This window comes from Nocardia cyriacigeorgica (assembly GCF_010858045.1).
Classification (GTDB): Bacteria; Actinomycetota; Actinomycetes; order Mycobacteriales; family Mycobacteriaceae; genus Nocardia; species Nocardia cyriacigeorgica_E.
Genome location: NZ_JAAGVC010000027.1, coordinates 60,266 through 76,784 on the forward strand (window position 1 = coordinate 60,266; position 16,519 = coordinate 76,784).

General features: G+C 70.1%; 12 protein-coding genes. 11 read left to right on the top strand and 1 reads right to left on the bottom strand.

The genetic code is table 11. The features are described from left to right. Positions 1 to 1,411: FAD-binding oxidoreductase (locus GV790_RS20660; protein WP_256673422.1), on the top strand; the 1,411-nt coding region annotated here is incomplete at its 5' end. Further along, positions 1,408 to 2,346, top strand: coding sequence for a diacylglycerol kinase (locus GV790_RS20665; protein ID WP_163815045.1), 939 nt, complete (start codon positions 1,408 to 1,410; stop codon positions 2,344 to 2,346). The genes GV790_RS20660 and GV790_RS20665, both read left to right, overlap by 4 nt. A 135-nt stretch (positions 2,347 to 2,481) precedes the next feature. Here the strand turns inward: GV790_RS20665 and GV790_RS20670 are convergent, their stop codons facing one another. Beyond that, positions 2,482 to 3,102, bottom strand: a complete 621-nt coding sequence (locus GV790_RS20670; RefSeq protein WP_163815047.1) for an AAA family ATPase — start codon at positions 3,100 to 3,102, stop codon at positions 2,482 to 2,484. Positions 3,103 to 3,435: 333 nt separating this feature from the next. Here GV790_RS20670 and GV790_RS20675 point away from each other — a divergent pair, with 333 nt between their 5' ends. The 9 genes from GV790_RS20675 (at position 3,436) to proB (ending at position 16,252) form a co-directional block, all read left to right on the top strand. Then, positions 3,436 to 6,114 carry a valine--tRNA ligase gene (locus GV790_RS20675; RefSeq protein WP_163815056.1) on the top strand — a complete coding sequence of 893 codons (2,679 nt, stop codon included), beginning with the start codon at positions 3,436 to 3,438 and terminating at the stop codon, positions 6,112 to 6,114. Between the two features lie 74 nt (positions 6,115 to 6,188). Next, the gene (folC, locus tag GV790_RS20680) at positions 6,189 to 7,607 is read left to right on the top strand and encodes a bifunctional tetrahydrofolate synthase/dihydrofolate synthase (RefSeq protein ID WP_175585963.1); all 1,419 of its coding nucleotides are present in this window, start codon (positions 6,189 to 6,191) and stop codon (positions 7,605 to 7,607) included. 151 nt (positions 7,608 to 7,758) lie between these two features. Beyond that, a complete protein-coding gene (locus GV790_RS20685) occupies positions 7,759 to 8,196 on the top strand; it encodes a DUF4233 domain-containing protein (protein WP_163815058.1) in 438 nt (145 codons plus the stop codon). A 103-nt stretch (positions 8,197 to 8,299) separates the two neighbouring features. After that, positions 8,300 to 8,716 (top strand): nucleoside-diphosphate kinase, encoded by a 417-nt coding sequence (gene ndk / locus GV790_RS20690; RefSeq protein WP_036534584.1) that lies wholly within the window; start codon positions 8,300 to 8,302, stop codon positions 8,714 to 8,716. A gap of 391 nt (positions 8,717 to 9,107) precedes the next feature. Then, positions 9,108 to 12,545 (top strand): translation initiation factor IF-2 N-terminal domain-containing protein, encoded by a 3,438-nt coding sequence (locus tag GV790_RS20695; protein ID WP_163815060.1) that lies wholly within the window; start codon positions 9,108 to 9,110, stop codon positions 12,543 to 12,545. Positions 12,546 to 12,852: 307 nt separating this feature from the next. After that, positions 12,853 to 13,164, top strand: coding sequence for a 50S ribosomal protein L21 (gene rplU, locus GV790_RS20700; protein ID WP_163815062.1), 312 nt, complete (start codon positions 12,853 to 12,855; stop codon positions 13,162 to 13,164). A 45-nt stretch (positions 13,165 to 13,209) separates the two neighbouring features. Next, positions 13,210 to 13,476, top strand: coding sequence for a 50S ribosomal protein L27 (gene rpmA, locus GV790_RS20705; protein WP_130919232.1), 267 nt, complete (start codon positions 13,210 to 13,212; stop codon positions 13,474 to 13,476). Positions 13,477 to 13,609: 133 nt separating this feature from the next. Beyond that, positions 13,610 to 15,070 carry a GTPase ObgE gene (gene obgE / locus GV790_RS20710; protein WP_163815064.1) on the top strand — a complete coding sequence of 487 codons (1,461 nt, stop codon included), beginning with the start codon at positions 13,610 to 13,612 and terminating at the stop codon, positions 15,068 to 15,070. A gap of 48 nt (positions 15,071 to 15,118) precedes the next feature. After that, complete coding sequence (gene proB, locus GV790_RS20715) at positions 15,119 to 16,252, top strand: glutamate 5-kinase (protein ID WP_309139018.1); 1,134 nt, start codon at positions 15,119 to 15,121, stop codon at positions 16,250 to 16,252. The last annotated feature ends 267 nt before the right edge of the window (positions 16,253 to 16,519 follow it).

Sequence of the window (16,519 nt, forward strand, 5' to 3'; positions counted from 1 at the left end):
TCTCATCGGACAACCGCAGCACCGTCGGCGCCGCACCGACCACCACGACCGGCTGCTGCACGCCGGCGGCAAGAGCACCCCCGACCTGCTGCGCCGCCGCGCCGAAGGCCCACAGGACGCGCCGGACGCGGTGGTTTTCCCCGCCGATCACGAACAGGTGGTCGCGGTACTCGGCTATTGCGCCGAGGCCGGGATCGCGGTCGTTCCATTCGGTGGCGGTACCAGCGTCGTCGGCGGACTCGATCCGATCCGCGGTGCGTTCGCCGCGGTGATCTCACTGGATCTGCGCAGGCTGAACGCGCTGATCGCGGTCGACCCGGTGAGCGCCACCGCGACGTTCGGTGCGGGCGTCACCGGTCCGCGTGCCGAGGAACTGCTCGGTGCGCACGGGCTATCGCTCGGGCACTTCCCGCAGAGTTTCGAGTTCGCCAGTATCGGCGGGTTCGCGGCCACCCGCTCGTCCGGGCAGGCCTCGGCGGGCTACGGCCGCTTCGACGACATGGTGCAGGCCCTCACGATCGCCACGCCCACCGGCACACTCGATCTCGGTCGCGCACCCGCCTCGGCGGCCGGACCCGATCTGCGCGAGCTGTTCGTCGGCTCGGAGGGCACGCTCGGGATCATCACCGCGGTGACGGTGCGCGTGCATCCGGTGCCGGAAACCATTGCCTACCAGGCATGGTCGTTCCCGGACTTCGAGACCGGCGCGGCCGCGCTGCGGGCGGTCGTGCAGGCCGGTGCGGCGCCGACGGTGCTGCGGTTGTCCGATGAGATGGAGACCGGCGTCAATCTCGCCCGCACCGCCGATATCGGCGGGGAAGCGGTGCGCGGCTGCCTGGCCGTCACCACCTTCGAGGGCACCGACATGCACGTCGCCGCGCGCGGGCTGGAGGCAGGCGCGTTGCTGTCGGCCGCCGGCGGCACAGTGCTGGGCGAAATGCCGGCCCGCGAGTGGGAGAGCGGGCGGTTCTCCGCGCCGTATCTGCGGGATTCGCTGCTGGATGCCGGCGTGCTCTGCGAGACCCTGGAAACCGCGACCACCTGGTCGAACCTGTCGAACCTGAAGGCGAAGGTCACCGCCGCGCTCACCGAATCGCTCACCGGTCAAGGCACTCCGGCGCTGGTGATGTGCCATATCTCGCACACCTACCCGACCGGCGCCTCGCTGTACTTCACCGTCATCGCCAAACTGCTCGACGATCCGCTGGCCCAATGGCAGGCCGCCAAACGAGCCGCCGGCGACGCCATCGTCGCGGCGGGCGGAACCATCACCCACCACCACGCCGTCGGCGCCGACCACCGCGCCTGGATTCCGGACGAGATCGGCGACCTCGGCGTGCGGGTGCTGCGCGCGGTGAAACGCGAAATCGACCCCGCCGGCATCCTCAACCCGGGCAAGCTGGTCCCATGACGACGCAGTCGCGGCGCGAGATCCGCAAGGTCACGGTGGTGACCAACGCGCTGTCGGGGATGGGCAAAGGCAACGATGTCGCGGCTGCCGCCACCGCCCGGCTGGCCGAATGCGGCGTGCAGGTCACCGAGATCCGCGCGCCCTCGGCCGCCGAATCGGTGCGACTGGTACGGGCCGACGTGGCCGGGCCACAGCGCCCGGACGCGGTGGTCTGCGCGGGCGGCGACGGCTTGGTGTCGGTGATGCTCGAGGCGCTGGCGGAAACCGGCACACCGATCGGGCTGATCCCCGGCGGCACCGGTAACGACCTCGCGCGCGAGTTCGGCATCCCCGACGACGATCCGGTGGCCGCGGCCGACGTGGTGCTCGGCGGGCTGACGCGCAGCATCGACCTCGGCCTGATCGACCGCACCGACGCCGGGCCCATGTGGTTCGCCACCATCACCGGCACCGGTTTCGACGCGCGAGTCACCTTGCGCGCCAACCGATTGCGGTGGCCGAAAGGTCCGCTGCGCTACACCGTCGCCGCGCTGGCCGAACTCGCGAGCCGAGCCGCCACCCCGTACCGCATCGAACTGTCGGACGGGCCCGGGCAGCCCGGCGCCGTCGTCGAGACGGACGCGATGATGGTCGCGGTCGGCAACACCCGGACCTACGGCGGCGGCATGCTGGTCTGCCCGGACGCCGTGGTCGACGACGGACTCCTCGATGTCACCGTGGTGCGCGCGGTCTCCCGGCTGAACATGCTGCGGTTGCTGCCCGCACTGGCCTCCGGCAAGCGGATCGACCATCCGGCGGTATCGCACTACCGCGGGCAGCGGATCACGCTGACCGCCCCGGGCGCACCTGCCACCGCCGACGGCGAGCCGGTGGGCACCTTGCCCATCACGCTGCGCGCGGTTCCCGGCGCGCTGTCGATCCTGGTGCCGGAGTAGGGCTGTGGGTCACGCTGGGTCGCCGTGGTGATCCGTGGTCGCGGCGACGCGGCGGCGAAGCCGGTGAGCTCGCCCGCGCGGCGATCCCTCGCATGGACGCGTTCGTGACGCGGCGGTCGGCGCACCGCCGCGTCCTCAGGCGGCGAAGCTGACGCGGCGCATCCCACCGACGGTGTCGCGATCGGCGATGACGACCGAGGCGGGCGCCGGATCGGTGATCGGCCCGGCCTCCACCGCGCGCAGCAGCTGCTGCCAGCGCGCGCAGTGCAGCCGGAAGAAGAACCCGTTGACCCGCCGCCCACGCGTGTACTGGCCCGCGCGGGCAATGGTCGCCGGGACGTCGATGAGGATCAGGTGCAGTTCCCGTCCGCGCGCCGCTGCCCAGCGGGCCAGCATCCGCCGCGCCCAGCCGAAGGTGGCGCAATCGTGCACGACGACCGGTCCGGCATTGTCGCGCAAGGCGTTCCGGATCCGCGTGTAATGCGCGATATGGACCACCGGCCGCCACAGCGGATACGGCAGCCTGCCCAGCCGGTGCCGCCACGCGTTGCGCGAATGCTGCGAATCGAGCACCATCGACCCGGCCGGCCCGGCGGGCGGCTGCTCGGCCTCGGCCGTCGACCCGAACAAGGCCCGTAGCGCCGTGCTCTTACCCGCGCCGGGGACGCCGGCGAACACCAGCACCGCCGTCGGCGGATACCGCAGCTCGTCGACCGCGCGGCCGCGTAGATCGTGTACCCGATGCGGTAGCAGCACGGAATCCGCAGCGGGCACAGGGGATTCGAAGGGAAGAGCAAGGGACGGTTCGAGCCGGGGGTTCACTCTTCCAGAGTTGTCAGTAATGTCCGATTCGGCAACCGGGTGTGACCAATCCGGGCGAAAACCGAAGCTGAGAATTGCCTATGGATCCGCGATCGCCCCCGCGATCGGCGGTAGTCTGTCAGGTGTAGGCGGAGTCTTCGGTGTCCCTCATCCACCGAAGACTCCGCCGGTGTTTTTTTCCGGCCCCGGGCCGATGAGTTCGCGAGCCCGCTATGGGCGGCGTCGCCCCTGCGTCGAGTGGTCCGCGCCGACCACTAGAATCGCGGGGTGACCAGCGCAGCCCCAGACAACACGCGTAATCGTGCCGATGCCCTCCCCAAGAGCTGGAACCCCGGCGAGGTGGAGGCCGAGATGTACGAGCGCTGGGTAGCGGCCGGTTACTTCACGGCCGACCCGGCCAGCTCCAAGCCCGGCTACTCGATCGTGCTGCCGCCGCCCAACGTCACCGGCAACCTGCACATGGGCCACGCCCTCGACCACACGCTGATGGACCTGCTGGCCCGCCGCAAGCGCATGCAGGGCTACGAGGTGCTGTGGCTGCCCGGCATGGACCACGCGGGCATCGCCACCCAGACCGTGGTGGAGAAGCAGCTCGCCGTCGACGGCAAGACCAAAGAGGATTTCGGCCGCGAACTGTTCATCCAGAAGGTCTGGGACTGGAAGCGCGAATCCGGCGGCGCCATCCAATGGCAGATGCGCGCCCTCGGCGACAGCGTCGACTGGAGCCGCGACCGCTTCACCATGGACGAGGGTCTCTCCCGCGCCGTCCAGACCATGTTCAAGCGCCTGTTCGACGCCGGGCTCATCTACCGGGCGGAACGCCTGGTCAACTGGTCGCCGGAGCTGCGAACCGCCATCTCCGACATCGAGGTCAAATACGAAGACGTCGACGGCGAGCTGGTGTCGCTGCGCTACGGCTCGCTGCGTGACGATGAACCGCATGTGATCGTCGCCACCACCCGAGTGGAGACGATGCTCGGCGACACCGCCGTCGCGGTCCACCCCGACGACCCGCGCTACCAGGCGCTGATCGGCACGACCCTGGAACACCCCATCACCGGCCGGCAGATCCCGGTGATCGCCGACGACTACGTCGACCCGGAGTTCGGGTCCGGCGCGGTCAAGATCACTCCCGCGCACGACCCGAACGACTTCGAGATGGGCCTGCGGCACAACCTGCCGATGCCGACCATCATGGACGAGCGTGGCCGAATCGCCGGTACCGGAACCGAATTCGACGGCATGGACCGCTTCGAGGCCAGGGTGAAGGTGCGTGAGCGCCTGGCCGCCGAGGGCCGGGTCGTCGCCGAGAAGCGCCCCTACCAGCACAGCGTCGGCCATTCCGAACGCAGCGGCGAGCCGATCGAGCCGCGACTGTCGATGCAGTGGTGGGTCAAGGTGGAGTCGCTGGCCAAGGCCGCCGGCGACGCGGTGCGCAGCGGCGATACCGTCATCCACCCGGCCAGCCAGGAACCGCGCTGGTTCGACTGGGTCGACGACATGCACGACTGGTGCATCTCGCGCCAGCTGTGGTGGGGCCACCGCATCCCGATCTGGTACGGCCCCGAGGGCGAGATCGTCTGCGTCGGACCGGACGAGACCCCGCCCGAGGGCTGGGTGCAGGACCCCGACGTGCTCGACACCTGGTTCTCCTCCGGGCTGTGGCCGTTCTCGACAATGGGATGGCCCGATCCCAGCCCCGAGATCGAAAAGTTCTATCCCACAAGCGTTCTGGTCACCGGCTACGACATCCTGTTCTTCTGGGTGGCCCGGATGATGATGTTCGGCACCTATGTGGCCGACGACCACGTCATCACCGCAGGCAAAGGCAGCGCCACGCAGGTTCCGTTCAAGGACGTCTTCCTGCACGGGCTCATTCGCGACCAGCACGGCAAGAAGATGTCGAAATCGCGCGGCAACGGCATCGATCCGCTGGAGTGGATCAACTCCTACGGTGCCGACGCCTTGCGCTTCACCCTGGCCCGCGGCGCCCAGCCCGGCGGCGACCTGTCGGTCGGCGAACCGCATGCGCTGGCCTCGCGCAGCTTCGTCACCAAGCTGTTCAACGCCACCAAGTTCGCCCTGATGAACGGCGCCCGCCCCGGCGAGCTGCCCGACCGCGCCACCCTCACCGACGCCGATCTGTGGATCATCGACCGGCTCGACGCCGTGCGCGCCGAGGTCGACGCGGCCTTCGACGCCTACGAATTCGGCAAGGCCTGCGAGGCGCTCTACCACTTCGCCTGGGACGAGCTGTGCGACTGGTACCTCGAACTGACCAAGGTGCAGTTCGCCGCCGACGACGCGCGCGCCGAATCCACTCGCATCGTGCTCGGGTCGGTGCTCGACGCGGTGCTGCGGCTGCTGCATCCGGTGATCCCGTTCGTCACCGAATCGCTGTGGCGGGCGCTCACCGGCGGTGAGTCGATCGTGATCGCCGACTGGCCGCAGCCCACCGGCCGAGCCGCCGATGCAGGTGCGGCACAGCGCATCGCCGACACCCAGCGGCTGATCACCGAGATCCGGCGCTTCCGCAGCGACCAGGGCCTGGCCGATAAGCAGAAGGTCGCGGCGAAGCTGATCGGGGTGGACGCCGCGGGGCTCGCCGAGCTCGAACGCTCCATCACCGATCTGGCCCGGCTCACCGCGCCCGGTGACGATTTCGCCGCCACCGCCTCGGTGGAGGTCCGGCTCAGCGGCGCCACCGTCACCGTCGAAGTCGACACCTCCGGGGCGGTCGACCTCGACGCCGAACGTCGTCGCCTGGAAAAGGACCTGGCCGCCGCGCAGAAGGAATTGGCGGGCACCACCGCCAAGCTCGGCAACGAGGCCTTCCTCGCCAAGGCCCCGGAGCAGGTCGTCGACAAGATCCGCACCCGCCGCGATGTGGCCGCCGCCGAGGTGGAGCGCATCGGCGCCCGGCTCGCCGAACTGAGCGGCAAGTGACCGGCCCGGAGGAGACCGACGGCCCCGACTTCGCCCACGAGGCCGGCAACGCCGAACCGGAACCCCAGCACGGCATCGGGGCGCCGCTGGGCTCCGGGCCGTCGCCGGTGGAGCTGGCGGAAATGGCGCTGGTCGAGGCCGAACTCGACCGGCGCTGGCCGGAAACCAAGATCGAGCCGTCGCTCACCCGCATCTCCACCCTGATGGATCTGCTCGGCTCACCGCAGCAGAGCTATCCGGCGATCCACATCGCGGGCACCAACGGCAAGACCTCGGTCACCCGCATGATCGACGCACTGCTCACCGCGCTGCACCGGCGCACCGGCCGGATCACCAGCCCGCATCTACAGCTGGCCACCGAGCGGATCAGCATCGACAACGCGCCCATCACGCCGGGCCGCTACGTCGAGGTCTATCGCGAGCTCGCGCCCTACATCGAGATGATCGATAAGCAGTCCGCGGCCGCCGGCGGGCCCGCGATGAGCAAGTTCGAGGTGCTCACCGGGATGGCCTACGCGGCCTTCGCGGAGGCGCCGGTGGACGTCGCCGTGGTGGAAACCGGCATGGGCGGCACCTGGGACGCGACCAACGTCATCGACGGGCAGGTCGCGGTGATCACCCCGATCGGGCTCGACCACACCGAATACCTCGGCCCCGATCTCACCGCCATCGCGGGCGAGAAGGCCGGGATCATCAAGCGCGCGCCGGAGAGCCTGATTCCGCGTGACAATGTGGCCGTCATCGCCGAACAGGACCCCGAGGCGATGGAGGTGCTGCTGCGCCGCGCCGTCGAGGTGGACGCGGCCGTGGCGCGTGAGGGCGCGGAGTTCCGGGTGCTGGCCCGCAAGATCGCCGTCGGTGGCCAGCAGTTGGAACTGCAGGGCCTCGGCGGGGTGTACGACGAGATCTTCCTGCCGCTGCACGGTGAACACCAGGCACGCAACGCGGTGCTGGCGCTGGCGGCGGTGGAGGCGTTCTTCGGCGCGGGCGCGCAACGTCAGCTCGACGTCGACGCCGTGCGTGCCGGGTTCGCGAGCGTCACCAGCCCCGGCCGGCTCGAACGGATGCGCAGCGCGCCGACCATCTTCATCGACGCCGCCCACAACCCGGCCGGCGCCAAGGCCCTGGCAGCGACCCTGACCAGCGAGTTCGACTTCCGCAAGTTGGTCGGCGTGGTCGCGGTGCTCGGCGACAAGGACGCCGCGGGCATCCTCGAGGCGCTGGAGCCGGTGTTCGACGAGATCGTCGTGACCACCAACGGCTCGCCGCGCGCCCTCGACGTCGACACCCTCACCGATCTCGCGGTGCAGCGCTTCGGCGACGAACGCGTCGTCCCCGCGTACTCCCTGCCCGACGCTTTGGAGACCGCGATCGCGATCGCCGAGGACGTCGCCGACAGCGGGGAGATGGTCTCCGGTGCGGGTGTCATCGTCACCGGGTCGGTGGTCACGGCGGGCGCCGCGCGCGCCTTGTTCGGTAAGGACCCGGCGTGATCGGACGGCGCCCACAGGCAGCAGCGCGCGTCGCCATGGCCGGCGGTGGAGCGCGCCGAGGCCGACCGGGCGTGATCGGTCGGCCGGAATCCGCGGCGGCCGGCAGCACACACGGCCGCATGATCGGCCGATCGGGCCGAGGAGGCAGAGCATGAGCGAATCCGATCCACGCCCCGACGGTGACGAGCAGCCAGGCACCGAGTCCGCCCCCGCACCACCCGACCCGTGGAAGGGGCTGCGCGGGGTGATGGCGGGCGCGCTGGTCCTCGAGGCCATCGTGGTGCTGCTCGCGCTCCCCGTCGTCGCCGACGTCGGCGGCGGCATCACCTGGTTCTCGGGCACCTACCTGGTGGCCCTGGCCGTGGTGATGATCCTCGGCGCGGGCCTGCAGCAGCGCCCCTGGGCCGTACCCTTCAACCTCGCCCTCCAGGTCCTGGTGATCGCCGGCGCTGTCATCCACATCTCCATCGGCGTCATCGGCATTCTGTTCGCCATCGTCTGGGCCTTCATCCTCATCCTCCGCAACGACGTCAAACGCCGCATGGACCTCGGTGTCCTGCCCAGCCAGCGCGTCCAGCGCCCCGACTGACCCGCCGCCCGGCTACCGGCGGGTACCCCGGCCATCGGTGTCGGCGCGTGCGGAATGACCGCTGGTTGGGAGGGTGGGGGCGCCGACCGTTACGCTGTCGCCCGTGACTGAGCAGACATTGATCCTCATCAAGCCGGACGGTGTGGCCCGCGGCCTCGTCGGTGAGGTGCTGAACCGGATCGAGCGCAAGGGGCTGAAGATCGCCGCGCTCGAGCTGAAGCAGGTGTCCGATGAACTTGCCGGCGAACACTACGCCGAACACGCGGGCAAGCCGTTCTACGGCTCGCTGATCGAATTCATCACCTCGGGGCCGGTCGTCGCGGCCGTGCTCGAGGGTCCGCGCGCGATCGCGGCGTTCCGGCAGATCGCCGGCGGCACCGACCCGGTGGAAAAGGCCGCCACCGGCAGCATCCGGGGCGATTTCGCCCTGGAGACCCAGGAGAACCTGGTGCACGGGTCCGACTCGCCGGAGTCCGCCAAGCGGGAAATCGCGCTCTGGTTTCCCGAGTTCCCGGCCTGAATCGGTCTCCATTCCGTCGCTTCCGACGTCACGCTGTTGCGCCGATGGCGAACCCTCGGCGCACGGTGTGGGATACTGGCAACTGGTTGCAACCGATAACGGTCGTAACCGGATGACACCCCGAGGTTCGATGCCGATCATCGCTGCCGCGGCGCGGTAACTCGTTCGCGTCGGCACGCTGGATGAACGCTCACGCCACGGAGTTCAGCCATACAGCCAGGCGCCGCGTGACCAGTTAGCCCGAACGACGATCGATATGGAGATAACCGGGCACGCGGGGCGAGACCATTGACCTCGTGCCAACCGCGCGAGGCGTACGGAAACAGCGCCCCCGCGTCGGCCGCGTCACTCCCTGAGGGGAGGAACGCGCCCGGGGGCCCGAGGAGACTTCGTGGCCGATCAAGAGCCGCTGGACACAACATCACAGGATGCCGATCAATTGCCGGAGCGAATCCGAGTTCATGCGCTGGCCAAACGTCTGGGAGTAACGAGCAAGCGCATCCTGGCCAAGCTGGGTGAGCTCGGCTCCGAGGCGCGCAGCCCCCAATCGAACGTGGAGCGCGCGGTCGCGGAGTCGGTGCGCGACGCGCTCGCCGCGCCGGACACCGAGCCGGCCGCCGCCGCACCCCCGGTGGCGGACACCCAGCAGGCCGCCGCAGCGTCGCCGGTCGAGCAGGCGGTCAGCGCCGCCGTGCCGGACGAGCCCGTCCCGACCGAGGCCGAGGCGACCACCGCGCCGCCCGAGACCCCGGGCGCCGATCTGTTCGCCACCGCGCCCGCGTTCAGTCCGCCCGGCGGGCTGTTCGCCAGCCCGGTCAAGGAAGAACCACCGGTCGTGGAGCCGGTCGTGTTCGAATCCGCGGTCGTGGCCGCGCCGCTGTTCCTGTCCCCGGATGCCGCCGCCGCCGAAGAGCTACGCAAGAAGCGGCGCCGGGTCGAACCCGAGGCCCCGAGCGCCGACGAGGACGCTGCCAAGGCCGAGGACGTCGAGGACGAGACCGCCGACGAGCAGGACGGCGCCGAGCAGTCCGAGTCCGACGATCAGCCCCGCCGCCGCCGTCGCGGCCGTCGCGGCCGTGGTCGTGGCCGCGGCGAACAGCACGCCGACTCCGATGACGAGCAGGACGCCGACGAGCGCGGCCCCCGCGACAAGGACGCCGCCCGCGACAAGGACGAGGCGCCCGCCCAGGACGCGAGCACCGCGGACGAGTCCGAGGCCGAGGAAACCAAGCAGACCGAGGCCGAATCCACCGACGACGGTGAGGACGGTGCGGAGGGCTCGACCCGCCGGCGGCGCAGGCGCAGGCGGCGCAAGGTCGCGGGCGAGGGCGGCGGCGAGAACGAACCCGCCGACGACGACCCGCCCAACACGGTCGTGCACGAGCGTGAACCCCGCAACAAGAGCCGGGCCCGCGCCGTCGACGAGGTGCAGGGCATCACCGGGTCCACCCGGCTCGAGGCCAAGCGTCAGCGTCGCCGCGACGGGCGCGAGGCGGGCAGGCGTCGTCCGCCGATCCTGACCGAGTCGGAGTTCCTGGCCCGCCGCGAATCCGTCGACCGGGTCATGGTGGTGCGGGAGAAGGAATTCCCCGGCCATCCCACCGCCACCCAGGTCGCCGTGCTCGAGGACAACATCCTGGTCGAGCATTTCGTCACCAGCACCGGCCAGGCGTCCATGGTCGGCAACGTCTACCTCGGCAAGGTGCAGAACGTGCTGCCCAGCATGGAGGCGGCGTTCGTCGACATCGGGCGCGGCCGCAACGGCGTGCTCTACGCCGGTGAGGTGAACTGGGAGGCCGCCGGGCTCGGCGGCAAGGAACGCAAGATCGAGCAGGCTCTCAAGCCGGGCGATCAGGTGCTGGTGCAGGTCAGCAAGGATCCGGTCGGGCACAAGGGCGCTCGCCTGACCACTCAGATCAGCCTGGCCGGACGCTTCCTGGTGTACGTGCCGGGCGGCACCTCCACCGGCATCAGCCGCAAGCTGCCCGACACCGAGCGCAAGCGGCTCAAGGAGATCCTGCGCGAGATCGTGCCGCCCGATGCGGGCGTGATCATCCGCACCGCCTCCGAGGGCGTCAGCGAAGCCGAACTCGCTCGTGACGTGGAGCGGTTGCAGGCCACCTGGCGCACCATCGAGAAGGCCGCCGAACAGGATTCCGGCGCACCGAAGACGCTCTATGAAGAGCCGGACCTGCTGGTCAAGGTGATCCGCGACCTGTTCAACGAGGATTTCTCCAAGCTGGTCATCGAGGGTGAGCGGTCCTGGAGCACGGTGGAGACCTACATCCGCACCGTCGCGCCGGATCTGCTGGCCCGGGTGTCGCGGCATGAGAACAACGGCGTCGATGTGTTCGAGGCCTATCGGATCGACGAACAGCTCGCCAAGGCGCTCGACCGCAAGGTGTGGCTGCCCTCGGGCGGCACGCTGGTCATCGACCGCACCGAGGCGATGACTGTCATCGACGTCAACACCGGCAAGTTCACCGGCTCGGGTAACAGCAACCTGGAAGAGACGGTCACCCGCAACAACCTGGAAGCCGCCGAGGAGATCGTGCGGCAGATGCGGTTGCGCGATATCGGCGGCATGATCGTCGTCGACTTCATCGACATGGTGCTCGAGTCCAACCGTGATCTGGTGTTGCGCCGGCTCACCGAGGCACTCGGGCGCGACCGCACCCGGCATCAGGTCTCCGAGGTGACCTCGCTCGGCCTGGTCCAGATGACCCGTAAGAAGCTGGGCACCGGCCTGGTCGAGGCGTTCTCCACCACCTGCGAGCACTGCCACGGTCGCGGCATCCTGGTGCACAGCTACCCGGTGGAGCCGGGCGCGGCCGAGGATGGTGCCGGGCGCGGACGCGAATCCGGGTCCCGCCGTCGTCGCGGCCGTGACAAGGCCGCCGCTCCCGCCGCCCCGCAGGCGCAGCCCGCGGTGGCGGAGTTGAGCGAGGAGGAGGCCGCGGTCAAGCGCGCGCATCCGGTCGCGCTGGCCATGGCCGCCCATCAGGCCGAGGAGTCCGGTGCCGCGCAGCCCGAGCCCCAGCCGTCGGAGACGGCCGCCGAACCCGCGGCCGCCGAGCAGGCGCGGGAAGCGACCGGCGAGCCGGCCGCCGAGGCTGTCGCCGCCGCGCAGAACGGGACCACTCGTACCCGGTCGACGCGGCGTCGGCGGGTGGCGCGTTCGGCCGCGGCGCCGGATGCCGATGCGGTCGTCGCCGTCAGTGAGGTCGTCACCGAGGTGGGTGCGCCGGCCGAACAGGCCGCTGCCTCGGCAGTCGAGCCGGCTGCCGTTGCCGACCAGGATGTGCCCGCTGAGCAGGCGGCAGTCGCCGAACCGGTGCAGGCCACGGACGCCGACCATGCGGAACCGGTCGCAGCCGTTGAACCGGCCCCTGCGGCTGACCAGGCGCCGACCGCCGAGGTGACGGCAGAGGGCAAGCAGGTTTCGGTAGTGGAGCCAGGGGCTGCCGAAGCGGCTCCGGCCGCGGTGACCACCGAACCGGTCGTGGCCGAGCCCGTCGAAGCGGTTGCGGCAGAGCCTGCCGCCACGGCGGAGCCGGCCGAGCCCGAGCCCGCCGCGCCGCCCGCCGCCCCCGCGGAGAACGGCACCACGGCACGCTCGACCCGACGTCGTCGGGTGGCCCGATCCGCCGCCGCCCCGGCCTCGGACAGCACCGGCGCGGTGTTCGTCCTCAGCAGCGCGGAGGAGCCCGCGGCCCCGGTCGTCGACTTCGCCGAGCCGGTACCGGTCCCGGTGCCCGAACGCAGGCCGCGCAGGCGCAGCGCGGGCAGGCCCGCGGGCCCGCCGCCCGCCGAATCGGCCGACGAATGACCTGGTGGTCCCCGCCACAAGGCCCTTGTGGGGGGGACCACTGTCGTTCGGTGGCCGGTTTGGTCGCGCACCTATGCGTCCTGTAATCTTGGACAGTCGCTGCCCGGCGACAGCGTTTTATCACGCTGTGCCCGCGAAGCTGTATCGGGAACTGCCATTCGCAGACCCTGAGCAATCGCCAGTGCTGAGGCGGCGGTGACTACCAGACCAGATGTGTAGTGGATGCCCGGTGGAATTCTCCGGCCGGGTGCCACTCCAGCCGCGCTAGCAAGCGTCGCACACCTAGAGGAAGAAGGGCAGCCGACCGATGGCAACGTACGCGATCGTCAAGACCGGCGGAAAGCAGTACAAGGTCGCGGTCGGTGACCTGGTGAAGGTCGAGAAGATCGAGGGTGCGCCGGGCACCGCTGTGGATCTGTCGCCGGTGCTCGTGGTCGACGGCGCCGAGCTGACCGCCGACGCGGACAAGCTGGCCAAGGTGTCGGTGTCCGCCGAGGTCGTCGAGCAGACCAAGGGCCCGAAGATCCGCATCCACAAGTTCAAGAACAAGACCGGCTACCACAAGCGCCAGGGTCACCGTCAGCCGCTGACGGTCCTGAAGGTCACCGGCATCAAGTAATCGGCCCGGGGGTTCACCGAGCCCTCACCTGGAGGAGTTACAGCAATGGCACATAAGAAGGGTGCATCCAGCTCCCGGAACGGTCGCGATTCCAACAGCAAGCGCCTCGGCGTCAAGCGGTTCGGCGGTCAGTCCGTCAAGGCCGGCGAGATCCTGGTGCGTCAGCGCGGCACGCACTTCCACCCCGGCGTGAACGTCGGCCGTGGCGGTGACGACACCCTGTTCGCCCTCGAGGCGGGCGCGGTCGAGTTCGGCACCAAGCGTGGACGCAAGACCGTCAACATCGTGGTTCCGGAGCCGGTCGAGGCCTGACCGGCTGACGACTCCAACACAGACGAGCGGGTCAGGGTGATATACCCCTGGCCCGCTTTTCGTTGTTTCTCTCAGCAGCGACCTGCGGCGACGTTCGCCGTCCCGACCAGACCGAAGGAGGATGATTCGGCGTATGTCCAAATTCATCGACCGTGTCGTACTTCATGTGCGTGCTGGCAAGGGCGGCCACGGCTGCGCGTCGGTGCACCGGGAGAAGTTCAAGCCGCTCGGCGGCCCCGACGGCGGTAACGGCGGTAACGGCGGCGATGTGATCCTCGAGGTCGATCCCAATGTGCACACGCTGCTGGACTTCCACTTCCATCCGCATGCCAAGGCGAGCAACGGCAAGCCGGGCGAAGGCGGTAACCGGGACGGCAAACAGGGCACCGACCTGCTGCTGAAGGTGCCCGACGGCACCGTGGTGCTCGGCCCCGACGGTGAAGTGCTGATGGATCTCGTCGGTGCGGGCAACCGGTTCATCGCCGCGCGCGGCGGCCGCGGCGGGCTCGGCAATGCCGCGCTGGCCTCCAAGGCGCGCAAGGCGCCCGGTTTCGCGCTGCTCGGTGAGGAGGGCGAAGAGCGCGATATCGTGCTCGAGCTGAAGTCCGTTGCCGATGTGGGGCTCGTCGGGTTCCCGTCGGCCGGAAAGTCGTCGCTGGTCTCGGTGCTGTCGGCGGCCAAACCCAAGATCGCCGACTACCCGTTCACCACGCTGGTGCCCAATCTCGGTGTGGTCGCCAGCGGCGATACCACCTTCACCGTCGCCGACGTGCCAGGGCTGATCCCTGGTGCGAGCCAGGGCCGCGGGCTCGGACTCGACTTCCTGCGTCATCTGGAGCGCTGTGCCGTGCTCGCGCACGTGGTGGACTGCGCGACGCTGGAGCCGGGCCGCGATCCCGTCTCCGATGTCGACGCCCTCGAGGCGGAACTGGCGGCCTACAAACCCGCGCTGAGCGCCGACGCCGGCCTCGGTGATCTGGCCGACCGCCCGCGGGTGGTGATCCTCAACAAGACCGATGTGCCCGATGCCGCGGAACTGGCCGAGATGGTCACCGACGAGTTCACCACGCGCGGCTGGCCGGTCTTCCAGATCTCGGCGGTGAGCCGGGCCGGGCTGCGTCCGTTGACGTTCGCGCTGGCCGACATGGTGCGCAAGTATCGCGAGGATCATCCGAAGGCCGCGCCGAAACGTCCGGTGATCCGCCCGATCGCGGTGGACGAGACCGGTTTCAGCGTGATCGCCGATCCGGAGGAGCCGGGCGGCTTCATCGTCCGCGGCACCCGGCCCGAGCGCTGGGTGCGGCAAACCCAGTTCGACAACGACGAAGCCGTCGGCTACCTGGCCGACCGGCTGGCCCGTCTGGGCGTCGAGGACGAGCTGGTGCGTCTCGGCGCGGAACCGGGCGCGCCCGTCACCATCGGTGACGTCACCTTCGAATGGGAGCCGCAGATCTCCGCGGGCGTCGACATGGTGCCCACCGGCCGCGGCACCGATATCAGGCTCGAGCAGACCGACCGGGTCAGCGCGGCCGAACGCAAACACGCCTCCCGGGTGCGCCGCGGTCTGGTGCGCGACGACGAGGACCAAGCGTAGGCACGGCCTCGGTCGTGCCGCGCGCGAGAACAGTGGTGGAGATCAGCCGTGACGGAAACGCAGGTGCACTTCGGCGCCGAACTCAGTGCGGCGCGCCAGGCCATCGCCGGGGCGCGCAGTGTGGTGGTGAAGATCGGGTCTTCGGCCCTCACCAGCATGAAGGCAGGTCTGGACATCGCCAGGCTGGATCGGCTGGCCGATGCCATCGAGGCGCGGATGCGGGCCGGATCGGATGTGGTGGTGGTGTCCTCGGGCGCGATCGGCGCCGGTATGGCCCCGCTCGGCTTGACTGCTCGTCCGCGTGATCTGGCCACCAAGCAGGCCGCGGCGAGTGTCGGCCAGCTCGCGCTCGCCCACGCGTGGGGCACCTCGTTCGCCCGTTACGGCCGCACCGTCGGCCAGGTCCTGCTCAGCGCCGACGACTTCTCCCGCCGCGAACATCACCGCAACGCCCAGCGCACCCTGGACCGGCTGCGTTCGCTCGGCGCGGTGGCGGTGGTGAACGAAAACGACACCGTCGCAACCGAAGAGATCCGCTTCGGCGACAATGACCGGCTCGCGGCGTTGGTCGCGCACCTTGTTGGTGCCGATGCGCTGGTGCTGCTGTCGGATGTCGAGGGCCTTTATGACGGTGATCCGCGCAAGGGCGGCGCCACCTTCATCCCCGAGGTGCGCTCCAGCGCCGATCTGGACGGGGTGATCGCGGGCACCGGCGGCGCGCTCGGCACCGGCGGCATGGCTTCGAAGCTGTCCGCGGCCCGGCTCGCCGCCGACGCCGGCGTGCCCGTGCTGCTGGCCGCGGCCTCGGAAGCGGCCACCGCGTTGAGCAGCGGTACCGTCGGCACCGCGTTCGCGGCGCGTCCGGTGCGGCTGTCCGCCCGCAAGTTCTGGGTCCGCCACGCCGCCGACAGTCGCGGCGCCATCCACATCGACGAGGGCGCCGTCGCCGCCGTCGCGCATCGCCGCCACTCCCTGCTGGCGGCGGGCATCACCGCTGTGCGCGGTCGTTTCCACGGGGGTGACGTCGTCGACCTCATCGCCCCCGACAACCGCTTGGTCGCCCGCGGCGTCGTCGAATACGACGCCGCCGAACTCGCCACCATGCTCGGCCGCTCCACCACCGAGCTCCCGGACACCATGCAGCGCCCGGTGATTCACGCCGACGACCTGGTGAAGGTGTAGGGGTCAGTACTCGAGTTCCGACCAGGGGATGCTGATCGGGAACGGGAAGCCGATCTCGATGCCGTTGGTATCGGCAGGGGGCTTCAGACCGGCCCACCACGCATATTCCGATGGTGTCGGCTATCCCTGCGGTGGAATGACGCCCGGCTGATCGGTGGCAGGCGGTGTGCCTTCCGGTATCGGCCCGGTGATACCGGGTTGGCCGCCCGGGTCCGGAAGAGGGACCGGTGGGGTTTCCGGTGACGGGATCGGGGGTGGGGGTGGTGC

Bases quoted from the DNA above. Each gene is read 5' to 3' on its own strand.
- GV790_RS20665 (WP_163815045.1), top strand. From the start codon at position 1,408: ATGACGACGCAGTCGCGGCGCGAGATCCGCAAGGTCACGGTGGTGACC.
- GV790_RS20685 (WP_163815058.1), top strand. From the start codon at position 7,759: ATGAGCGAATCCGATCCACGCCCCGACGGTGACGAGCAGCCAGGCACC.
- rplU (WP_163815062.1), top strand. From the start codon at position 12,853: ATGGCAACGTACGCGATCGTCAAGACCGGCGGAAAGCAGTACAAGGTC.
- rpmA (WP_130919232.1), top strand. From the start codon at position 13,210: ATGGCACATAAGAAGGGTGCATCCAGCTCCCGGAACGGTCGCGATTCC.
- obgE (WP_163815064.1), top strand. From the start codon at position 13,610: ATGTCCAAATTCATCGACCGTGTCGTACTTCATGTGCGTGCTGGCAAG.